This window comes from Haoranjiania flava (assembly GCF_025631005.1).
In the GTDB taxonomy this organism is placed as follows: domain Bacteria; phylum Bacteroidota; class Bacteroidia; order Chitinophagales; family Chitinophagaceae; genus Haoranjiania; species Haoranjiania flava.
In genome coordinates, this window is record NZ_JAOTPL010000001.1 from 169,215 (window position 1) to 189,088 (window position 19,874).

18 protein-coding genes are annotated in these 19,874 nt (G+C 40.3%); 3 read left to right on the plus strand and 15 right to left on the minus strand.

What is annotated here, in order from left to right; all coding sequences use genetic code 11:
• Nucleotides 1-296 precede the first annotated feature (296 nt).
• From OD355_RS00780 to OD355_RS00790, 3 genes are all read left to right on the plus strand, one after another.
• Entirely contained in the window at nucleotides 297-764 is a 468-nt protein-coding gene (locus OD355_RS00780; protein ID WP_263036531.1) for a hypothetical protein, read from the plus strand.
• 399 nt (nucleotides 765-1,163) lie between these two features.
• Nucleotides 1,164-1,589: a hypothetical protein gene (locus tag OD355_RS00785; protein ID WP_263036532.1), complete on the plus strand. Its 426-nt coding sequence runs from the start codon at nucleotides 1,164-1,166 to the stop codon at nucleotides 1,587-1,589.
• Nucleotides 1,590-1,622: 33 nt separating this feature from the next.
• Nucleotides 1,623-1,862, plus strand: a complete 240-nt coding sequence (locus OD355_RS00790) for a hypothetical protein (RefSeq protein ID WP_263036533.1) — start codon at nucleotides 1,623-1,625, stop codon at nucleotides 1,860-1,862.
• Nucleotides 1,863-2,247: 385 nt separating this feature from the next.
• Here OD355_RS00790 and OD355_RS00795 read toward each other — a convergent pair whose 3' ends face one another.
• The 15 genes from OD355_RS00795 to nrfD all read right to left on the minus strand — a co-directional run bounded on the left by OD355_RS00795 (nucleotide 2,248) and on the right by nrfD (nucleotide 19,872).
• Entirely contained in the window at nucleotides 2,248-3,216 is a 969-nt protein-coding gene (locus tag OD355_RS00795) for a glycoside hydrolase family 130 protein (RefSeq protein ID WP_263036534.1), read from the minus strand.
• A gap of 54 nt (nucleotides 3,217-3,270) precedes the next feature.
• Entirely contained in the window at nucleotides 3,271-3,627 is a 357-nt protein-coding gene (locus OD355_RS00800; protein WP_263036535.1) for a PIN domain-containing protein, read from the minus strand.
• Entirely contained in the window at nucleotides 3,609-3,854 is a 246-nt protein-coding gene (locus tag OD355_RS00805) for a hypothetical protein (RefSeq protein ID WP_263036536.1), read from the minus strand. The genes OD355_RS00800 and OD355_RS00805 overlap by 19 nt, the downstream gene beginning before the upstream one ends.
• A 39-nt stretch (nucleotides 3,855-3,893) precedes the next feature.
• Nucleotides 3,894-5,180: an MFS transporter gene (locus tag OD355_RS00810; protein WP_263036537.1), complete on the minus strand. Its 1,287-nt coding sequence runs from the start codon at nucleotides 5,178-5,180 to the stop codon at nucleotides 3,894-3,896.
• Nucleotides 5,181-5,464: 284 nt separating this feature from the next.
• Nucleotides 5,465-6,463, minus strand: a complete 999-nt coding sequence (locus tag OD355_RS00815; protein ID WP_263036538.1) for a BT_3987 domain-containing protein — start codon at nucleotides 6,461-6,463, stop codon at nucleotides 5,465-5,467.
• A 37-nt stretch (nucleotides 6,464-6,500) separates the two neighbouring features.
• Nucleotides 6,501-7,676 carry a DUF1735 and LamG domain-containing protein gene (locus OD355_RS00820; protein WP_263036539.1) on the minus strand — a complete coding sequence of 392 codons (1,176 nt, stop codon included), beginning with the start codon at nucleotides 7,674-7,676 and terminating at the stop codon, nucleotides 6,501-6,503.
• 25 nt (nucleotides 7,677-7,701) lie between these two features.
• The gene (locus OD355_RS00825) at nucleotides 7,702-8,799 is read right to left on the minus strand and encodes a glycoside hydrolase family 18 (protein WP_263036540.1); all 1,098 of its coding nucleotides are present in this window, start codon (nucleotides 8,797-8,799) and stop codon (nucleotides 7,702-7,704) included.
• A 19-nt stretch (nucleotides 8,800-8,818) separates the two neighbouring features.
• Nucleotides 8,819-10,441, minus strand: coding sequence for a RagB/SusD family nutrient uptake outer membrane protein (locus tag OD355_RS00830; protein WP_263036541.1), 1,623 nt, complete (start codon nucleotides 10,439-10,441; stop codon nucleotides 8,819-8,821).
• A 16-nt stretch (nucleotides 10,442-10,457) separates the two neighbouring features.
• On the minus strand, nucleotides 10,458-13,514 hold the full coding sequence (locus OD355_RS00835) for a SusC/RagA family TonB-linked outer membrane protein (RefSeq protein WP_263036542.1): 3,057 nt from the start codon (nucleotides 13,512-13,514) through the stop codon (nucleotides 10,458-10,460).
• A gap of 209 nt (nucleotides 13,515-13,723) precedes the next feature.
• On the minus strand, nucleotides 13,724-14,767 hold the full coding sequence (locus OD355_RS00840; protein WP_263036543.1) for a FecR family protein: 1,044 nt from the start codon (nucleotides 14,765-14,767) through the stop codon (nucleotides 13,724-13,726).
• A gap of 87 nt (nucleotides 14,768-14,854) precedes the next feature.
• Complete coding sequence (locus OD355_RS00845; RefSeq protein ID WP_263036544.1) at nucleotides 14,855-15,388, minus strand: RNA polymerase sigma factor; 534 nt, start codon at nucleotides 15,386-15,388, stop codon at nucleotides 14,855-14,857.
• A 309-nt stretch (nucleotides 15,389-15,697) separates the two neighbouring features.
• Nucleotides 15,698-16,918 (minus strand): quinol:cytochrome C oxidoreductase, encoded by a 1,221-nt coding sequence (locus OD355_RS00850; RefSeq protein WP_263036545.1) that lies wholly within the window; start codon nucleotides 16,916-16,918, stop codon nucleotides 15,698-15,700.
• A gap of 49 nt (nucleotides 16,919-16,967) precedes the next feature.
• Nucleotides 16,968-17,639, minus strand: a complete 672-nt coding sequence (locus OD355_RS00855; protein WP_263036546.1) for a c-type cytochrome — start codon at nucleotides 17,637-17,639, stop codon at nucleotides 16,968-16,970.
• 158 nt (nucleotides 17,640-17,797) lie between these two features.
• On the minus strand, nucleotides 17,798-18,406 hold the full coding sequence (locus OD355_RS00860; protein WP_263036547.1) for a DUF3341 domain-containing protein: 609 nt from the start codon (nucleotides 18,404-18,406) through the stop codon (nucleotides 17,798-17,800).
• A 20-nt stretch (nucleotides 18,407-18,426) separates the two neighbouring features.
• Complete coding sequence (gene nrfD, locus OD355_RS00865; RefSeq protein ID WP_263036548.1) at nucleotides 18,427-19,872, minus strand: NrfD/PsrC family molybdoenzyme membrane anchor subunit; 1,446 nt, start codon at nucleotides 19,870-19,872, stop codon at nucleotides 18,427-18,429.
• Nucleotides 19,873-19,874: the final 2 nt, after the last annotated feature.

The window sequence follows — 19,874 nt, forward strand, 5'->3', positions numbered from 1 at the left end:
CTTATTACGCCAGCATGCGACAGAACACCCCACTGCAAAGCCGTGAACGATTTGCAGAACTTGTAACAAAGCCGTGTACCTTACGCGTATGTTACGATAGAATATTTGAGTGTATGGCAAACAAGATACAACCAGTAAAGCCATATAAACGAACCTGGTGGCATTTAGAAAGTAATAGCATGGGCAATACCACACTCTAACAACTGTTTGCTATTTATTTTTTTTATCTTAACTTTAGTATTTACAAATCAATGCTTGTTGAAAAAACCATCTTATACCTTCAAACCTATACAACCATGAAAATCATTCTCCTCTGCTCCCTGGCCCTGCTGCTTAGTGCAGGCTCTTGCAAAAAAAGCGCGCAGAACCAATTACCGCCTGCTACACAAACAGGGGCGAATACCTTTGGGTGTAAAATAAACGGAGTGGTCTATAAATGTCGGGGATTATGGGATCCTCGAGGGATATTTCAAACCGATGGCATTTATTTTCAGTATAGCGAAGATAAGATGTATTTAAAGGAGCATTTTAGTGCTCCTGAAAAAACAATTATTGCAATGAGATTTGAATATGATGGAAAAACAGGAATATATAAAGAATTTATTACAAGGTCATTTGAAACAGTGAGCCAAAATTCTTATGTAAAAGTAACTAGGTTTGATGATCTGGTATTTTCTGGTGAATTTACTTTCATAGTAACTTTTGATGATGGAACGGTAAAGACTATTACCGATGGTCGTTTTGACATTAAAAAACCCAATTAATCCGTAAATTATGAAACAGAGAATCTTACAGATAATATTGATCTTGTTATTAGCTTCAAATTGTTTTTATGTACAAGCGCAACAATTGCAATTAAACTTACAGCCGGGCCAAACTTGCACAACTGCTATGATGCAAACCACACAGCAACTGCCTGAAAGCCGCATACCATATAGTGTATTGTACGACAGAGTAGTGGGTTGGCCGGAATGAGTATATGGCACAATAGCGATACTGCCAGCCAAAGCCATGTAATACAAACCTGGTGGCATTTAGAAAGTAATAGCATGGGCAATACCACATTCTAACAACTGTTTGCTATTTATTTTTTATCTTAACTTTAGTATTTACGAATCAATTCTTGTGAAAAGATCATCTTACACCTACAAACCTATACAACCATGAAAACCATTCTCCTCTGCTCCCTGGCCCTGCTGCTTAGCGCAGGCAGTTGCAAAAAAAGCGCTGAGAACCAATTACCACCCGCCACACAAACTGGCGCTAATACTTTTGGATGCTTGATTAACGGGAAACCATTGATTGCTAATAGAAAACCTCCTAAAGGAATGAGTGGACTTTCAAATGGCACTACAAGCTATTCAATTAATCTTTCTTATCCAGGATTAAGCATTTACGGTATCTCATATAAAGATAATGTTCACCCTGATAATGTAAGAATTAGAATTCCACAATTTAAAGGTATTGGAAATATTCGAGAGAAGATATTTTATTTTGGGAGAGAGAACCTATTGCGCACTCCAACTCTTATATTAATATTTCTAAATATGAAAATGGAATTTTGTCAGGTACTTTTCAAGCAAGTATAATGATATCAAATAGCGAAAAAATAGAAATTACCAATGGCAGATTTGACATATCTAAATAGTTATTTAAAAAATATATTTATGAAACCAAAATTTTGTGTATTAGTTTTAATGCTGTTATTCATACAATGTATTTCTTTAGCACAGACAACGAATCTACAGCTGAGCAGCAACAATGGAAATCAGTCTTATGTACAGGCTTTTGTAAAGGCTTCAGAGAATTTACAAGAAAGCCGCATTCCTTACGGGATGCTTTACAACAAGGTCTTTGGCTGAGCCGGAATAAGTATATGGCAGAATGGAGATACTGCCAGCCAAGGCCATGTAATACAAACCGGGTGGGATTTGGAAAACAGCAGGATAAATCCAACAGGATATACGTTTGAAAATATGAAGTCTGCTGAAAGATTAAAAGCGCAACATATTATAAATATTAGCTATAAAGCTGTGAGCGTACCTTTACTTCGAGGCGACAAACAAATCCGGCAAAGCGTGAACGCTATTGCAAAACGTGCAATACATAAACTGCTGTTGGGCATTTTTGCAATGACGAGCTACCATCGGTGGGATTTGCAATCCGCATAGCGCAGATGTAAAAATCAGGTTGTGATCGCGCCTGCGGCGCGATCACAACCTAAATATCAAACAAACAATTAAACAACTACAGGGAATTGTTTTTAACGAAATCAACAATTTCATCAATATAGCCAAAAGCCATACACACCGAAGTATCTGCTGCGCCGTAGTAAACAGCTACTTTTTCTCCGTCTTCGAGCGCAGCGCAGGGAAATACTACGTTGGGCACATCGCCTGCCAGCTCATAGGGCGCGGCGGGCGCTATCAGGTAAGGCTTGGAACGGTACAATACTTTTGCAGGATTATCCTTATCAAGAATAGCAGCGCCCATAGAATAGCGGAAGCCATTGCAGGTGTTGATGACGCCATGGTAGAACATCAGCCAGCCATCTTTGGTTAAAAACGGTACCGAGCCTGCGCCTATTTTGGTGCATTGCCAGGCGCTCTGGTCAAACGGGGCTACCTTCATCACACACCTGTGCTCGCCCCAATATTTCATGTCAGGGCTGAAACTGATGTAAATATCGCCGAAAGGCGTATGGCCGTTATCGCTCGGGCGGCTGAGCATGGCATACCTGCCATTAAATTTCTGCGGAAACAGCACCCCGTTTCTATTGAAAGGCAGGAAGGCATTCTCGCACTGGAAAAACTCTTTAAAATCAAATGTGTAGGCAATGCCGATTGTGGGTCCGTGGTAGCCATTGCACCAGGTGATCCAGTAACGGTCTTCAATAAAAGTTACCCGTGGATCGTATTTGTAATCGGATTCAATCATTTCTGTGTTGCCCGCTTTCATGACAACAGGCTCATGACTAATCTCCCAGTTGATGCCATCTTTGCTGAAGCCCGCAAAGATGTTCATTTGTACAGATTTGTTATCACAACGGAATACGCCTGCAAAACCATCTTCAAAAGGTACTACTGCACTATTGAAAATGCTGTTGGACGTTGGGATATGGTACCTGCCTATGATGGGATTGTTGCTGTGGCGCCACATTACTTCTTTGCAATCTGCAGGCTTTTCCTGCCAGGGGATATTGATTTTGTTAGCCATTTTATTATTCTTTTACTTCTTAAAATTTTAGTTTATTTATAAATTTAAAATCTTTTATATGCTATGTGAATAGTCCACACCTGTTACAGCACAAGTTGCTGCTATCATGCAATCCGGAATAGACAACCCATGGCTCAGCCGATAGACCTTAAAGCGCTCAATTGCCTTTAAAGTAATTTCATTATTAAAGAAAGCAGTATTTTGCCGTAAAAGCTGTTTATTAGTCTTTGCTTCGTCAGATTTATTTGTAGCGCCGGCTAATAATAACATTTTAGTAATGGCAGAGATAATAACATTATCAAGCCCGGTAGTTTTTTCCAAAGTTGTCTTTATAACAGCATGCCTCTTACTGGCGGTATCGCAACAATCAATCAACACATCAGTATCAGATATTACAAACTTCTTTGCCATGTATCTTTTCTAAGCTGTTGGGCATTGAGATCTATGCCGCAAAAAAATGCTTTCAAAACCCGTGGTGTCAATTCTGGATGTGCCGTTATTATAACTACACCGTAAAGCTGACTGCTTTTCTGTTCATCCTTTTTGGTGGAAATAAGACGAAAATCAAAATACTTTGACAACCGCTGCAATAAACGCAGGGGCTTTTTATTACAATATTTTATTATTAATTCAGGCATAGGCAAACAAAGTTACAATAAATTATACCATCTGCTTTTTCAGACAGTATCGGCAGTTTTCTCCTTATCCTCATGCGTAAAAGGCACCAGCCTGGTAATGATCAGGGCGGGAATAGTCATGACCATGACTATCATAAAGAATGCTTTATAGCCTAACCAATCGCTCAGGTAGCCACTGATCATGCCTGGAACCATTACGCCTAAATTCATCAGGCTGTTGGCAAAAGCGTAGTGTGCCATCTGGTGTTTGCCGGGGGCAATCTGCTGCATCATAAATAATATTAAACCTACAAAGCCAAAGCCATAACCAAAATATTCACCGACAATACCGGCTGTAATAATTTTAATATCGGCCGGTTGGAATACTGCAAACAACAGGAAAACAATAAAAGGTATGTTGAACGCGCAGGCTAATGAAAACAACACTTTCTTTAGCCCGAAACGAGATATGTAATAGCCCGCAAGGATGGAGCCCACAATAAATGCCACCGTACCAAATGTGCCATAAGCCAGGCCATACTGCTCTTTGGAAAGGCCTATGCCTCCCTTGGCCCTATCGGCCACTAAAAACAAAGGCGCAATTTTCATTGCAAGGCCTTCTGCAAAACGGTACAGGAAGATAAACAACAGGTAAAACCAGATATATTTCTTTTGAAAAAAACTAATCAACACCTGCCAGAGTTCTTTCTTTTTATCTGCAAAACTCTCGTCAGCAACACGTTCCTTTCCTTTGGGCAAAACCATTAAATGATACAAGGCCAGGCCCAGCATGATCGCCGCGCAGATGCCGACAATGATCTGCCAGGATTGTATCTTGTTCATTTGGTAGTGCGTGGTAAGCCAGCCCGCGAGAAATACCAGCCCACCGTTTGTGAGCACTTTGGCCAGGTTGTAAAAAGCGCCCTGCCAGCCTGAATAAACGCTTTGTGTCTGTGTATCTAACTGCTCCATGTAAGTGCCATCGCCGGCTATATCATGCACAGAACCACTGATAGCAATGATACCCATCAGCGCCAGTGCAATGGCAAAAGCATTGGGCAAAGGCAATACAAAAACTATGATGCCAAACATAATGGCCGTAACCATCTCGCTGATGACCACATATTGTTTCTTGGCGCCGTACGCCTCCATAAACAAACTGAATATCGGCTTTAATGACCAGGGCAATATCAGGAACGATGTCCACAAAGCAATTTGTTTATCGTCGGCGCCAAGGTCTTTGAATATCAGCACGGAAACCAGCGATAACGCTACGAATGGCAAACCCATTGCAAAATATACGGACGGCACCCACTTGAGGGGGTTGGAAATTTTATTTGTTTGCATAATCAAGAATGTATATCGTATCAATCAGTCCGCACAAATATCTTCAACATTGGATTAGCAGCCTAATTTTTAAATTTTTTATTTATGTATTTCGCAAAAAAACAGAGGGATGGTTGGAAGAATTTATTGATCAAGATATATTAAATCCATATCGTTATATAACGACAATTAGTTCAATGTTATTTATATTTAAGGTTGTATCTGCTTTTTACTAAAGTAAACAAGAGGCTTAAAAACAAATCTCTGATTGTTAAAGATCAGAGATTTGCAAAAGAACTTTTAAATTATCTCACCAACCTTAATTCTGTAATGTCTGGATCGGGACTTGATTTATTTAGACTATAAAAGTCAGTAAACCGGATCGATTTGGTGGTGACAGGTTTCTTAAATTTAATGTATAAAATAGTGGTGCGTTCTGTAGTAACAAACTCACCATGACCAATAAAAGCTCCATTTTCCTCAACAGATACTTTTACAGATCCGACCTGATAATGAGTATTTACTGTATTAATCACAATTCCTTTTATTGTTTCTTCTTGAGGCAGTTTTGCAGTTAAGTAAATAGAAGCATTATTGGGGTACCAGGTGCTAGCAAATAAACCATCTTTAAGATATTGCAACCCTGAAGATTTATTGGATTCAAAAGTAATAATATCATTAAACAAAGTACCAGCAAAAGGTATATTAGTTGACTCAATATTATCAAATGCGATATTTATTTTGACAAATACAGCATAAGCTATACTACCTGACACTTTCAAACCTTCTACAGGATCTACCAGATCCAATCTCAAAGGCACTAAATATCCAGGAGGTGCATTCAAAGTATTTATACTTTTGAGTGTAAATTTCAAATCCGCTTCTGTACTTCCGGGTGTAATTTCTGCTTCTGAAATAGAAAAATTATCGGCAGGCAACTCTTTGTAATTGGTTTTTACACCTGTATATTCACTAAGTAAAGTATTATCTGCTACTAATTTAACTTTAACTGTTTTATCCAAAGCACGCTTCATTTTAACTTTAAACGGAAAAGAAGTTACATTATCAGTAATAATAGTGGTCTGACCATCAGTTCTTCCATTTAGTGTTATATTCGTTTGCCCCGACAAATACACAATATTAGAAGGGTCAAATTTAAAAGTATCAGGCAAATCTACTTTAAAGTATTGCGCATTGAGCTGATAAGTACTGTCCTGAGTAACTATTTCCACATTGTTCTTTTTACATGAAATAATGCTAATAAGAAACAGCGAAAATAAAAATATAGGGATTAATCTTTTCATTTTATTTTTTTTATTAATAATTAATTTTTTCCAAATATTATTGCTTTATTTCTAATTTAGAAGCAGGAAAAATGACATTATCCACAAAACTTATCCGGGATGCTGATGGAATGGTAACATTCCATTTGTTTGTAAGTTCCGTAAGACCGGCTTCTTTAGTGAAAGGCATGTACATCAACAATCCCGGAGTGGCAGGATCCTGCGGCAGGTACAGTTTATCCATAATTTCAGCTTGGGTAAGGGCTCTGTTCCAAAATCGCACTTCCCTTATATAATCATTATTTTTATAATTACTATTACCTATTGACCAGCCACTTTGCTCGGTATTGCCAAGATATAACGGGGTTGTTTCAAAAGTCTTTTGTAGTTCCCCGTTGACATATACGGACACTTTACTATCTTTATATACATATGAAATATGCAACCAGACATTTGGCGAAAGAGCTTTTTGAGTCCAGGTATCGTCTCCATCTCTTCCATTCTTGATTTGTATGCCGTTAGATGCTGAAATACGGGTGTAAAATTCGCCGCCTCCGCCGCTTGACATAAACGCCGTTGTTAAATTTGATCTGCTAAGATTGCTATATATCATACTCATTTGAAAAGTCCATTCGCTCATGGGCTCGGAATAGGGCGTTTTAGGCTTTAGCTCAATACTACCTGTTAAATTGTTGATCAATGCTATAGAAGTTCTTAATTGCCTGTTTAGCTGTACAATTGTCCATTGCGGTGAGCTTAGCAATCTGTAACCATTAACTTTTTTAATAATCACAGGTATGGCCAGGCGCTTGCTGTAAGGATATTTAGTGGTGTTGATAGAGTCTATTTTGATTTGCACGCTAGATTCAAAGCTTCCCGGAGGTATGGTTACTGTAGCTTCCCCGTGTGTAGTATCCCCATTGCCGGTAATGAACTTAAAGTCTTCCGCAGCCATAGGTTGCAGTTCCAGATTATTTTTTTGATTGTAGTTGCTTAATGTTTTTTCGCCTATTCCAACCGTTATAGTTACTGGCTTATCGGCAAGGTTGGCGAGGCGCGGAGTCACTACTGCTGATCCTCCGACATCAGTTACAGTGATTGAAACCACTCCGGAACTACTCGTGTTGCCCATATAAACAGCATTATCCGGATGAATGTCTAATACATCTTTTTTCTTGCAAGCAGACAATGCGCTTAAAATCATTGCCAGCATTATTATTATATTTTTTTTCATTAATAGCATCTTAAATGTTAATTTATTATTTTATTGGGGGATTCATGGCAGATATAGCTTTGCGAACATTCATATAATTACTAGTGGTAACAGCATCTTCGTTAATATGATAAACCCCTATTCCACCCGCTTCTCCATTTAAATTATTTACAACATATGTTGAATACCTTGAGAAAGAATTTCTGTTGCTGCTATTATTTTCAAAGGTTTCCGTATAAATAATCCTGTCTCTGGTAACGCCTGCGCTAGATAAACGGTTCATCACCCGGTTGGTCCAGGAAGCGTATGTACCATTATAAGACTGTACAGTAAAATAATTAAAATATTTCGCTGACGCAGGGTCCAGCCAGTCAATAGATCCGTTGATATTCAAAATCTTATCATTGCCCAGCATTTCGCGCAAAGTTTTGAAGAACAAATTTTCCAGTTCTTTATTAGAGTTTTGCTGGCAGGAGATCAAAGCTTTATTGGTTGCCCAAGGCGTACTCCAGTCGCCGCAATGATTGCCGGGTTTAAATGGAGAGGCATAAGAAGGTTCATAGTCAATATCGAAGCCGTCGTAGCCATATTTATTTACAGAATCAGTGATGGCTTTAGCGTAGGCCTTTACTGCTTCCTGCTGATCATTGGGCCAGTGGGTTTTATCCCAATCTATCTGATCACCTATATTTTCTATAATCCAGCCTATCACTACTTTTGTACCTTTTGACTGTACTTCCTTTAGTTGCTGCTTCTTTTTCTCGCTCAAATTAAAAGGCCCTCCCCAGATAGAAACTATGTCCATGCTGTCAGGGAGAAGGTTTAGTTGGGAATAAGGTCCTGGAGCGTCGGGATTCCAGCTATTAAACCAGCCGAACATGATGGGATGCTTAGATTTTTTATATGCTTTTAAATCCTCAATGTATAACGCGTAGAGGCGCGCGTTTTCGTTGGCCAGATTGATGGAATCCTGAATATTCTTTTTTCTAATTGAGTCTTCTTTAGCCCATTTTAAAGAATCGCGGCCTGAATACAGCCCTTTTAAGGCGTCATCCTCAATATTTATATTTTCCACTTTAGTACAGGAGTGCACTGCAGCTATGACAAGTATTGCAACAGACACCAATATGCTTATTTTTTTCATATTATATTTTTTATATTTTTTAGTTTTTAGGCTTTTTATCCCACCATAGGTTTGTGGCAGCGTTATCTGTACCGGTCAAATATTTTTGTACAGCGCTTTGCACATTCGCGGTGTTTTGGTCATATTCTGATTGCGGATAAGGCATACGTCTTATTCCGTTTTTGTATCCGTCACTCAATATTACGCCTGAGTTGGTATAGTTAACTGCCGGCGGAACTTGTCTCGGATATCCGGTGCGGCGCCATTCTGACCAGGCTTCTTGTCCATCGGGGTAGATAGCCAGATATTTTTGTGTGATGATTTTTTCTAATTTTCTTTCTTCAGTATCCTTATCATCCCAAGCAACGGTAACAGTACTTGGCGCCCCAGCGCTGTACAAAGCGGTAGATGCAGGGTCTGCGTAAGCTGCCGGCTGCGAAGTATTTGAAAGATAGCTGCCTATTGCCTGAGCATTTTCAGCAAAAGACATTGTAATGCCTTGTTCGTAAAAGTATTTTGGAGTAGCTCCCATATTATATCCTGCCAACGCTCCTTCGGCTTTTAGGAAAAAAACTTCTGAAGCTTTCATCCAATAAGTGGGATCATATTCTCCCGCTATAGGCTTTGATGCTGATTCATACAGATCTGCCGTAGAGGGAATTCCGATACGTACAGCTTTACTTCCGTTGTTATCAAAATAAACGTTTACTCTTGGGTCATTATATCCTTTTAAATAGCACCAAATTGTTGCGCCCATGCGTGTGTCGTTATATTCATCTTTTATCACCTTGAGGGAATTTTTCATTGTCAGGTTAGCCCCGGTAGCCATTTTTGCTATATCAGCCTGGGTATCTATAAGGCCTACAGAATGAGCAACAGCTTTTTCTGCATATTGTTTTGCAAGATTATTATCAGCAAAGCGCACCCGAATGGCTAATCTTAACATTAGTGAATTGGCGAACTTTATCCATTTACGCACATCGCCATTGTAAAGTACATCAGCTGCATTAGGCACTGTAGTGTTTCCCCTGTTAAGAAAATCTGCCAACACCGCTATGGCCTCATCCAGCTCAGCAAAGAATGATTTGTATACATCTTCCTGGGAATCGTATTCCACTTTAAAAGAGCCACTGCCCACTTTGGAATATGGTATAGGACCAAACATATCGGTTGTTCTGTGCAAAGCAGCAATTTTTGTTATTTGCGCTAATGCAAACATTTCTTTATTGGGATTGGTACCGGCTGTATTGATATTCTTGAGTTGTATCCAAGGCGCGAACACATCGGTTATTCTCCAGGAGAAACTATTATTTACCCAGCTTTGAATAAAGAAGCCGGTGGTAAAGTTTTGCCCAGCGTTAAACTTATTATCACGTGGCGACATATACCCTGCCCAGCCGTCGCCGGCCAGGTTTACTACAATCTGGTATTTATTTACATAATTTGTAGCGTCTGAAGCAGCCCCTACGGGTATCACATTTTTTTGCAAAGTAGGCATGTAGGCGCCGTTTAATACACCATCCATTTGCTCCATTTCCTTATCAGGATTTAATGGATTTTTATTAATATTTTCAAAATCTCGAGTACATGAAGCCTGAGCCAATAAAAAGGCGATCGTACCGGTAATGGCTATAGATTTTATTTTTATTTTATAACTTTTCATTTTAATTGTTTTATGGTTACAAAGATACTTTTAAGCTAAAGCCTAAGCTGCGCAAGCTGGGCGGCATGAAATAATCTCCGCGATTGTATGTTCCGGTAGAAGATGTCATTTCAGGATCGTAAGGCGCTTTTCTATAGAAAATAAACAAATTTCGGCCTATTAATCCCACACTTGCATTAGTGAATATATTGCCTAGCCATTTTTTGGGAAGAGAGTAAGAAAGAGACAACTCTTGTAATTTAACAATGGTTGCATCATAGACATAATAGCCGCCAAGCGATTGTCCTCCTACTGTATTATAATAGCGTTCCGGGTTGTATTTAACGCCGTTTATTTCCACACCTCCGTTGTCTCGCGCATCTGCAGATACCTTAGAAACTCCATACGCATCCATGAAAGCTTGAGTTTGCGAAGTAACTACTCCTCCAAATCGACCCGTTACCAGAGCCCCTAATGATACATTTTTAAATGAAAGGTCATTGCGCCATCCCAGAGAAAAATCAGGGTCTACTGAACCTACTTTAATGCGTTGACTACGATCTACTTTGAAACCATTGCCTTCAGGTATTAGATGACCATCCCTGCCTCGTTCCAGTATTCCCTGAACAAAGATATCCGACATACTATAACCCTCTCTTATATAAACTCCGCCAGCTTCCTGTAAAGTGAGCTCGGTAAAAGTTACCAATGAACTATCAATAGGATTTCTGAAATTGTGCACCATTTCAATAATCTTATTCAGGTTCTTTGTGAATGTAAAATTTGTACTATATTCAAAGCCTCCGAAATTATCCTTATAACCTAATGCCATTTCTACCCCGCGGTTCCGTACATTACCTGCCTGTACATAGAAACCCGAATAACCGGAAGCTGCAGACATGCTAGCCAGGAAGGTTTGATTGTATGTATTTGACTGATACAGAGTAGCGTCGAAGCTGATTTTATTGTTTAGGAAACGAGAGTTAATACCAAACTCGTAAGATTTAGTTCTTTCGGGCTTAAAATCAGGATAAGGATAGGTGGAAATGGGTGTGATAGTACCCCCACTCATAGGATCTGTAACGGTGCCGGGTGTAATGCCCACTTGTGATATTGGAGAACCGACTTCGGTGTAAGAACCACGAGCTTTAAGATATGATATAAAATCAGGCATATCAATCATATCGGAAAGTATGCCTGACAGACCAATAGAAGGATAAAAGATAGGCGTAGTTTTTCCATTGCTTACTAACTGTGAGGCCCAGTCTGTTCGTCCGGTCGTAGTTAAGAATAGTCTGTTTTTCCAGCCCAATTCAGCACTGGCAAAAGCTGCTATATTGCGCGTTCTCAGGTATGTTTCCCCGGCTCCCGGTTGAGACGGGTCAAAGTTATTGGCAGAAAATAAGTTGGGTACTGTAAATAATCTTCCGCCAATATTTACGCCTGTGGTGTAGTGATCTTCAAAGCTGCTGCCCACGTTTGCCGTTAATGAAATTCCCCCGGTAAATCTTTTATTGATATTGAGCATAACATCCGCATAGGTCTGTTTATAAGTTTCATCAGTCTTATGATAACTTCCCTTCGAAGAGTTGGTAAACAACTGAAGAGTAGAAGCATACAACTTTCTTTGGATTACAGAATTCGTGTTATCTACCCTGACGCGTCCGGCTATATTCATCCAGCTAAGTATATCGTATTGAGCCCTGGCATGGAGCATATAACGTGTTTTATCACTTATAAACATTTCCCTGTTCACCGTCCAGTAAGGGTTTTCGAAACTCAAACCTTGGTCCCCATATGGCCAGTACTGAACCGGAAATCTTCTTTCGGCATCATAGCGTTCAAATATTTTTACATTTTCAAAATCTTCGCCGCGAGGAAATAAATACAAAGGCAGTAACGGGTTGAAGTACCGGCCCTGCGATAACATATTTTGATCTCCCTGCAATATATAACTTGCCCCAAAGTCGGTATGTAATTTATCATTAAGCATAGTAGCCGTATTCCTTATGGTGAAATTGTATCTGTAATATTCATTGTTTGGAATAATGCCTTGGGAATTCGTAGAAGCTACTGAAAAAAAAGTTTGATTGGTTGTAGTGCCAGTAGACAAATTCAACGAGTTAATAGTATTGTAACCTCTTCGGAAAAAGTCTTTTGGATTAAAAGAAGATGGAGTAACTAAACTGTCGCCCCAGCTTCTGTACTCGCCTGCCCTGTTTCCGTATTTATTTTGAAACTCTGGCATAATGAGAGGGCTGAGGAATTCATTATTACTTGAAAAATTTACTCTTAATCTGCCTTCTGCACCTCTTCTTGTATTTATAAGCATAACTCCATTAGCCGCCGCGGCGCCATATAAAGCTGCTGCGGAAGGTCCTGTAAGCACAGAAATGCTTTCTATATCTTCGGGGTTGAGGTCAGAAATACCTTCACCGCCCGCCGGACCGGAAAACTCGCTACTTACATCCCCTCTAGATGAATTACCTACAGGCATCCCATCTATTACATACAATACATTGTTATTACCAACAATAGACTTTGTTCCTCTCATTACCACTTTTGTAGCGCCGCCAATACCCGATGAGCTACGGTTAATGGTTACCCCTGCCACCTTACCGTTCAGGCTGTTTACGAAGTTCGCATCCTTCACCGTTGTAAGTTCATCCTGCTTTATCTGTTGAACATTGTAACTCAGCGCCTTTTCAGATCTTTTTATCCCTAATGCAGTAACAACAATATCGCCGAGTGCAGAACTTGCGTCCGGCCGCATTCTTATCAACAATGCACTGTTCTCTGTTTGAGAAAATGAAAGATTCATCAAGGAATCCTTCTCGTAACCCACATGCTCAAAAAACAGGTTGTATTTCTGGCTCGGGACCAATCCGCCAATTGTAAAAACACCTATAGAATCAGAAATTGTGTGTGTGACCGCACCTGTATTTACATTCACAACCGTGATTGTAGTACTTTCAAGCTGTGTTCCGTCTTCTGACAGCACCTTGCCTGTTGTGCTTACCCTTTGCTGGGCATAGAGGCTTCCTGTTGAAAAAAGTATCAACAAGACAGCCATAAATTGCGTACATTTCTTCATTTGCATATATTTTATTTTACGTTTATTGTTGTGGCGATTATTTTCTGCTGGTATGTTTAAGTTGTATCTGCCTACCTGTAAGTGCCTTACTACATAAAGAATTACAATGTGCTGCTATAAGCAATAGTATTCCTTGCAGCCGGAATAAAAATTATTTTGGCTGCTATAAAAAGCATATCTAATACAAAATGCGGTAAAGTACTGTTAGATTATTTTGTCATGAAAATGGTATCATTCCGTTTTTCATAGTTCAAATTATTAATATCACAAATTGATTTTATAATCACGTCCAGAGAATCAGAATAAAGTATTTTACCGGTAATGGTAGCACGATTGATGATCTGCTGATCTACTACTATGGTTACGTTGTACCGGTTCTCTAATTTACGCAGCACATTATCCAGCTTTGCCTTAGAAAGTTGCAGGTTATTGTTTGTCCACAATACGGTGTTATCAGGCTGTTCTGCTTTTTCTTCTTTATCGATGGTAATTGTTTTTGCGGTTTTCATCTTTTGCTCTACCACCTTTACATGTCCTGTGCGCTTATCGATCCAACATTCCTGGGAAGGCTTCAGGTATACGGAGTCCATCGTAAACTTTTTATCTGTAGACACTACGGCAACTTTACCTGAAGCAAGCTTTACTTTTATGGAGCTTACCGACAGATCATTCTCTACCCAGAACTCAGTTCCTAAAGCAGTAGTCTTAATGCCGTTGGCAAATACATTGAAAGGGCGTAGCGTATCTCTGGCAACAATAAAATAGGCATTACCGCTATCGAGGTGCACACTTCTTATACTGGCAAAATCATTCTGGTAAGTTATTGCGGCCATAGGATCCAATATAAGCTTTGAGCCGTCCGGCAATAATACAAGCATCGTGTCAGTACCTTTATTTGCAATATTTTTGAGTAATACAGCATAAGACTGCTCTTCTTTATCGGTAGATTTATTGTTTGAGTTGTAAGTGAAAAATATGCCCAGCATGGCTGCAATAATGCAGGCTGCGGCAAGGGCTCTTTTCCATATACTAATTCGCCTGGTATTATTTGGCGAGATCTTGTTGTAAATTCTATGCTTAAGCGCGGGAGATAATACAGTTATTTCCTTTTCTCCTGCATCACCAAAAACATCCAGCCTGTCCAGCTCTTCAATATGCGCTTTCAGGTAAGCCGCTATCTCTTCAGCCTCAACATAACTGCACTCGTTCGCCAGAAACTTCTCTATCTTTTCTATGTCAATGGATTTATCCATACACTTATTAGTACGTTTACATTTAAATAATTACCTACTCGCTAAAAAATAAATTTTTATTTTTTTTGACAAAAAATTAATACGTACTTAACTTAACTGGGAGATATAAGTAATTATAACATAAAAAGCAAGTAGTTTTCTTAACTGGTTGAGCGCTTTCAGCACATGGGCATCAACCGTCTTGGTAGAAATGTTAAGTTGATCAGCTATCTCCTTGTGTGAGTAGCCATCGATGTAAGCGAGGGAAAACACTTTTTTTCGCATGGCAGGCAATTGCTCAATGGCAATCTTAAGCGTGTCTGTCAGTTCAAATTTGGTGGAGTGCATTTTTTCCGAGATCTGCTTCATCTCATCCATGATTTTTCGCTGATGCGCTTCCTTGCGCAGCCAGTCTATAAATACCAGCTTTGCTTTGCGAAACAATTGTATTTCGGTAGAGAGCTCAAAAGTATAGGTAGAACGGTACTCCCAGAATTTTAGAAACGTAAGCTGTGTCAGGTCCTGTGCAACATTTGTATCAGTCACTTTCCTTCGAAAGGCAGAAAATATTTTATCAAAGTAAGTATCAAATACTTCTTTAAAAAAAACTTCATCAAATCCCTGACCTTGCATATTTGTCATTCTGCTGCAAATTACAAAAATATTCCTTAGTCAATTCAGCTTAAGCTATTGGGGTAAATCGTAAAGTGTTAAGATTACATTATTTGCTCTATCAACGAACGTACACAAATATACAATATTATAAAATTTGCGGAATATTCATGCCCGCACATCATTTCACCGCCCGTTAAAAACAAAAGAGCATCTACACTACTGTAACGCTGAATTATAAGAAATAAGCAGTATTGGTATCTTTGAGCAATAGAAAATCTCCATCGCTGCCTGATATACAATACTGCTTAGTTTACATCAAAAACTTTATCGCTATGCTTAAGTATGGTGTATAATACTTTCTTTAAGGAAAGGATGATACTTTGGCACCAGCGGCTTCACTGCCAGGAACCTGCTTACAAAGAATATCATTACACCCACAAAAATGGATGCTATTCCAAAATCCCACCAACCAAGTGTTACATGCTCTTTAGATATACTTGCCATCACCATCTGGTAAAAATCTATCCAGTGGCCGAAGATGATCAGCACTGCCATAAAGGTCATAATGGTATAATTCCTTTTTGAATCTCTTGTCATTAAAATAAGGATCGGCGCCACGAAATTGATAATCAGGTTCAGGTAGAATATGCCCCTGTACGGCCCTTGTACCCTGTGCTTGAAGTAGACAGTTTCCTCAGGAATATTGGCATACCAGATCAGCATGTATTGAGAAAACCAAACGTAGGTCCAGAAAATGGAGAAGGCAAACATAAACTTACCCAGGTCATGCAGGTGCTCCTGGTTGGTCAGTTCCAGGTAACCTTTATTTTTCAGGTAAATTACAAATAAAACTATCAGCGCTATACCTGCCACAAAGCTGCTTGCAAAAGTATACCAGCTATACATGGTGCTGTACCAGTGCGCATCAATGCTCATGAGCCACAACCAGGGAGTAACCGAGCCTGCCGTAAGGGCAAACCACACCAGGAAAAGCGAGGCATTTACCGTACTTTTAAAAATATATTTTTTACCGCTTTCCTTGGTTTTCATGCCATTGTCGTTTTCGCCGAGCGTCTTCCTCATTCTTGCTCCCAAGAACCACCATAAAACCACCGTGAGAATAGACCAGATCACGAAGAATGTAGGATTTAAGAATCCTTCTTTGTGCTGTAAAATTTTATCAGAAGCTACTGCTGCAGGGTCGTTCCAGTGGTAAATATGGCTGCCTGAAAATATCAGGTAAAGCAATACAGCTAACAACACGGTACCGAATATAGGCACCATGCGGGAAATAGCTTCTGCCACGCGCACAAACGCGATCTGCCAGGCACCCATTGCCAGCGTAGTGACACAGATAAAGAACATGGCGGCATTACAGATGAGTGTAAAGAATATGCTGTTGTACAAAAGCGTACCCCAGAAATTATCCATGCCGTGTGCATCGCCCGAATGAGTTAAAAACCCGATGACCGTTAATAAAATACCTAAACCAATGACCCCAAAAGACCAGGTTTTAATTTTTGCAGGAACTTCAAATTGTGTTTTTATGGATGCCATTTTTCTACGAAGTTGAAAGTTGAGATATAACTTTTATTTTTTAATCTTACTATTTTGCCGCTATGGCTGCCGAATCTGCTGCCGGTGTAGACGAACTGCTGCCGGTGCCTTTCTGTACCATTTTAATATAATGAATTAACTGCCAGCGCTGTTTAGTGGTAAGCTGAGATGCATAGCTGCCCATGGTATTTTTACCATAGGTAACTGAATAGAACATCTGGCCGTCGGGCATTGCTATCATAGCAGGATCGCCTGCCAGGTTTTTAGGCGCCGCAATGAAAGGCCCGTTACCGCCATTGTACAGCGGGCCGTTACCGTCTAATTTTGCTCCGTGGCAAATGCCGCAATTGATCAGGTACAAGCGGTGCATCTGGTCATATTCTGCCTGGGTAAGCGGAGGCTCCGGATTTTGTACAGCTTTGGAAGCCACGTAGTTGGTACTATCCCCTATAGCATCTTTCGGAATAGGAAAAATGTACTCTCCGGCCCTGGATACTGTGCCTCTTACAGGCAGGTTGTTGTAAAATATTTTTCTCCCCGCCTGGTTGGAATCTGTTGTAAATAAGGTAGAATCCATTTCGACATAGGTCTCGTACGCACGGCTGTAAAACATATCGGGCATATACACTTTTCCGGGATTGCGTTTTATTCCGTTTCCGCATCCGGCAAGTATGGTAATGCCTGAAATGATAAGAACCGCTATGACTGATAATTTTTTCATCCGTATATCTTTAATATTTTCCAATTGCCGGTTGTAACTGTGCATGAGGTAATCCTTCATGCTTCGTTATAGCCGTATATTTTCGCCGTTGCCCGGTTTATTGTTTATTACCGGTAAAATATTTTAATGTAGAATGTTTTAGCATTCTTTCTTGCAAACTAATTTTCCAGGGATGCCCACTCTTTAGGAACTTTAGGCTCTTTAATGATTTGCTGTTCCTTATCATAGCGGCCCCACCACCATCCGGGATTGGCTTCCTGCACTTCCACTTCCACTGTGCCGCTGTTTTTCATTTTTTCTACCAATTCATTTTCTGTAGCTGCATCAGGCGCTTCTAATACCATTACAAAAAGATCATCTGTAGCGCGTGGGTGAAAATGATGTTTTTTCACAAACGGAGCCAACTGGCACAACCAGCAATAGGTAAGTACCATACCTACAGCAGAGAAAAGTACCGTTAATTCAAATGTAATGGGGATGAATGCCGGTAAAGCAAAGTGCGGCTTACCGCCGTATACTTGCGGCCAGTCTTTTACAAATATCCAGCTCATGCCGGCCAGTGCGGTAATCGTTCCGGCAATACCGTAAATAAACCCGGCAGTATGCAGGCTTGTTTGCCTCAGGCCCATAGCATAATCAAGGCCGTGCACAGGATACGGTGTATACACATCGTGCAGCTTATATCCTTCACTGCGTACATTCTTCACCGCTTCAAACAACGGAGCTTCATCATCAAAACAAGCCACTACAAATTTCTTATTTGCCATATGATTGATCTTTCAAAAAATTAATGATGTGCGTATTCGTGAATAAATTTTTCAGGTTCAATTGCTTCTACATGGTTTACATCCAGTTTATGGTTGTCTCCTGAGGTTTTTACGATAGCTTTGATCTCCGCTATTGCAATTACCGGGAAGTATTTTGCAAATAAGAAGAAGCAGGTAAAGAATAAACCAAAGGTGCCTAAATAGAAACCTATTTCCCAAATAGTGGGGCTGTAGTATACAGACCAGGAAGATGGTAAATAATCCCTGTAAATAGAAGTAACGATGATCACGAAACGCTCAAACCACATACCCACATTTACAATAACGCTCATGAAGAAAGTAAACCAGATATTTCTTCTGAGCTTTCTTGACCAGAACAATTGCGGGCTTACCACGTTACAGAACATCATGCCCCAATAGCTCCAGCCGTAAGGGCTGAATAAGTTAGCACGGCTGTAGAAGAATGCATAACCTTCGTACTTATTTGCGCTGTACCATGCCATGAACAATTCCGTGAGATAGGCTACGCCTACGATGGAGCCGGTAAGAACTATTACCTTATTCATAGCTTCAATATGTCCTATGGTAATGTAATCCTGCAGGTTCATCACCTTCCTTACGATAATCAGCAGCGTTTGCACCATAGCAAACCCGGAGAATACCGCACCTGCCACAAAGTACGGCGGGAAAATGGTAGTATGCCAGCCGGGAATTACAGAGGTAGCAAAGTCAAAGGATACAATGGTGTGCACCGAAAGTACCAGCGGGGTAGACAAGCCGGCCAGCACTAACGCAAGGGCTTCATTGCGCTGCCAGTGTTTGGTAGAACCTGTCCAGCCAAAAGCTGTAATACCGTAAAATAATTTTCTCAACTTGGTTTTTGCCCTGTCCCGCACAGTAGCCAGATCGGGAATTAAACCTGTATACCAGAATAATAAAGAAACAGTCAGGTAAGTACTGATTGCAAACACGTCCCACAACAGCGGTGAGTCAAAGTTTGGCCATAGCGGACCTCTTGTGTTGGGGTAAGGCAATGTATAAAATGCCAGCCATACACGGCCCATGTGCCAGATAGGGAACTGGCCCGCACACATTACCGCGAAAATGGTCATAGCCTCAGCGGCACGGTTTACCGCCGTTCTCCAGCCCTGGCGGAAAAGCAGGAGGATAGCTGAAATAAGCGTACCGGCGTGGCCGATACCTACCCACCATACGAAGTTGGTAATATCCCAACCCCATCCTACAGTTTTATTCAGGTTCCACTGTCCTGTACCATAGATCACCTCCACAGTAACGCTTACTACCCCGAAGAGCAGCAAAGCCAGGGAGATAAAGAAACCAATGTACCACAGTTTAGTTGGCTTGGTCTCAATAGGCCTTACAATATCCTCCGTAATTTGAGCATACGTTTTATCACCTCTTACCAGTGGTTCTCTTAGCTCCGATTCGTACTTAAATAATGACATTG

Excerpts from the sequence above, each read along its gene's own strand:
- OD355_RS00815 (WP_263036538.1), bottom strand. The coding sequence starts at position 6,463 with ATGAAAAGATTAATCCCTATATTTTTATTTTCGCTGTTTCTTATTAGC.
- OD355_RS00795 (WP_263036534.1), bottom strand. The coding sequence starts at position 3,216 with ATGGCTAACAAAATCAATATCCCCTGGCAGGAAAAGCCTGCAGATTGC.
- OD355_RS00820 (WP_263036539.1), bottom strand. The coding sequence starts at position 7,676 with ATGAAAAAAAATATAATAATAATGCTGGCAATGATTTTAAGCGCATTG.
- OD355_RS00810 (WP_263036537.1), bottom strand. The coding sequence starts at position 5,180 with ATGCAAACAAATAAAATTTCCAACCCCCTCAAGTGGGTGCCGTCCGTA.
- OD355_RS00840 (WP_263036543.1), bottom strand. The coding sequence starts at position 14,767 with ATGGATAAATCCATTGACATAGAAAAGATAGAGAAGTTTCTGGCGAAC.
- OD355_RS00845 (WP_263036544.1), bottom strand. The coding sequence starts at position 15,388 with ATGACAAATATGCAAGGTCAGGGATTTGATGAAGTTTTTTTTAAAGAA.
- OD355_RS00800 (WP_263036535.1), bottom strand. The coding sequence starts at position 3,627 with ATGGCAAAGAAGTTTGTAATATCTGATACTGATGTGTTGATTGATTGT.
- OD355_RS00780 (WP_263036531.1), top strand. The coding sequence starts at position 297 with ATGAAAATCATTCTCCTCTGCTCCCTGGCCCTGCTGCTTAGTGCAGGC.
- OD355_RS00805 (WP_263036536.1), bottom strand. The coding sequence starts at position 3,854 with ATGCCTGAATTAATAATAAAATATTGTAATAAAAAGCCCCTGCGTTTA.
- OD355_RS00850 (WP_263036545.1), bottom strand. The coding sequence starts at position 16,918 with ATGGCATCCATAAAAACACAATTTGAAGTTCCTGCAAAAATTAAAACC.
- OD355_RS00790 (WP_263036533.1), top strand. The coding sequence starts at position 1,623 with ATGGCAGATTTGACATATCTAAATAGTTATTTAAAAAATATATTTATG.
- OD355_RS00835 (WP_263036542.1), bottom strand. The coding sequence starts at position 13,514 with ATGAAGAAATGTACGCAATTTATGGCTGTCTTGTTGATACTTTTTTCA.
- OD355_RS00825 (WP_263036540.1), bottom strand. The coding sequence starts at position 8,799 with ATGAAAAAAATAAGCATATTGGTGTCTGTTGCAATACTTGTCATAGCT.
- nrfD (WP_263036548.1), bottom strand. The coding sequence starts at position 19,872 with ATGTCATTATTTAAGTACGAATCGGAGCTAAGAGAACCACTGGTAAGA.
- OD355_RS00860 (WP_263036547.1), bottom strand. The coding sequence starts at position 18,406 with ATGGCAAATAAGAAATTTGTAGTGGCTTGTTTTGATGATGAAGCTCCG.
- OD355_RS00830 (WP_263036541.1), bottom strand. The coding sequence starts at position 10,441 with ATGAAAAGTTATAAAATAAAAATAAAATCTATAGCCATTACCGGTACG.
- OD355_RS00855 (WP_263036546.1), bottom strand. The coding sequence starts at position 17,639 with ATGAAAAAATTATCAGTCATAGCGGTTCTTATCATTTCAGGCATTACC.
- OD355_RS00785 (WP_263036532.1), top strand. The coding sequence starts at position 1,164 with ATGAAAACCATTCTCCTCTGCTCCCTGGCCCTGCTGCTTAGCGCAGGC.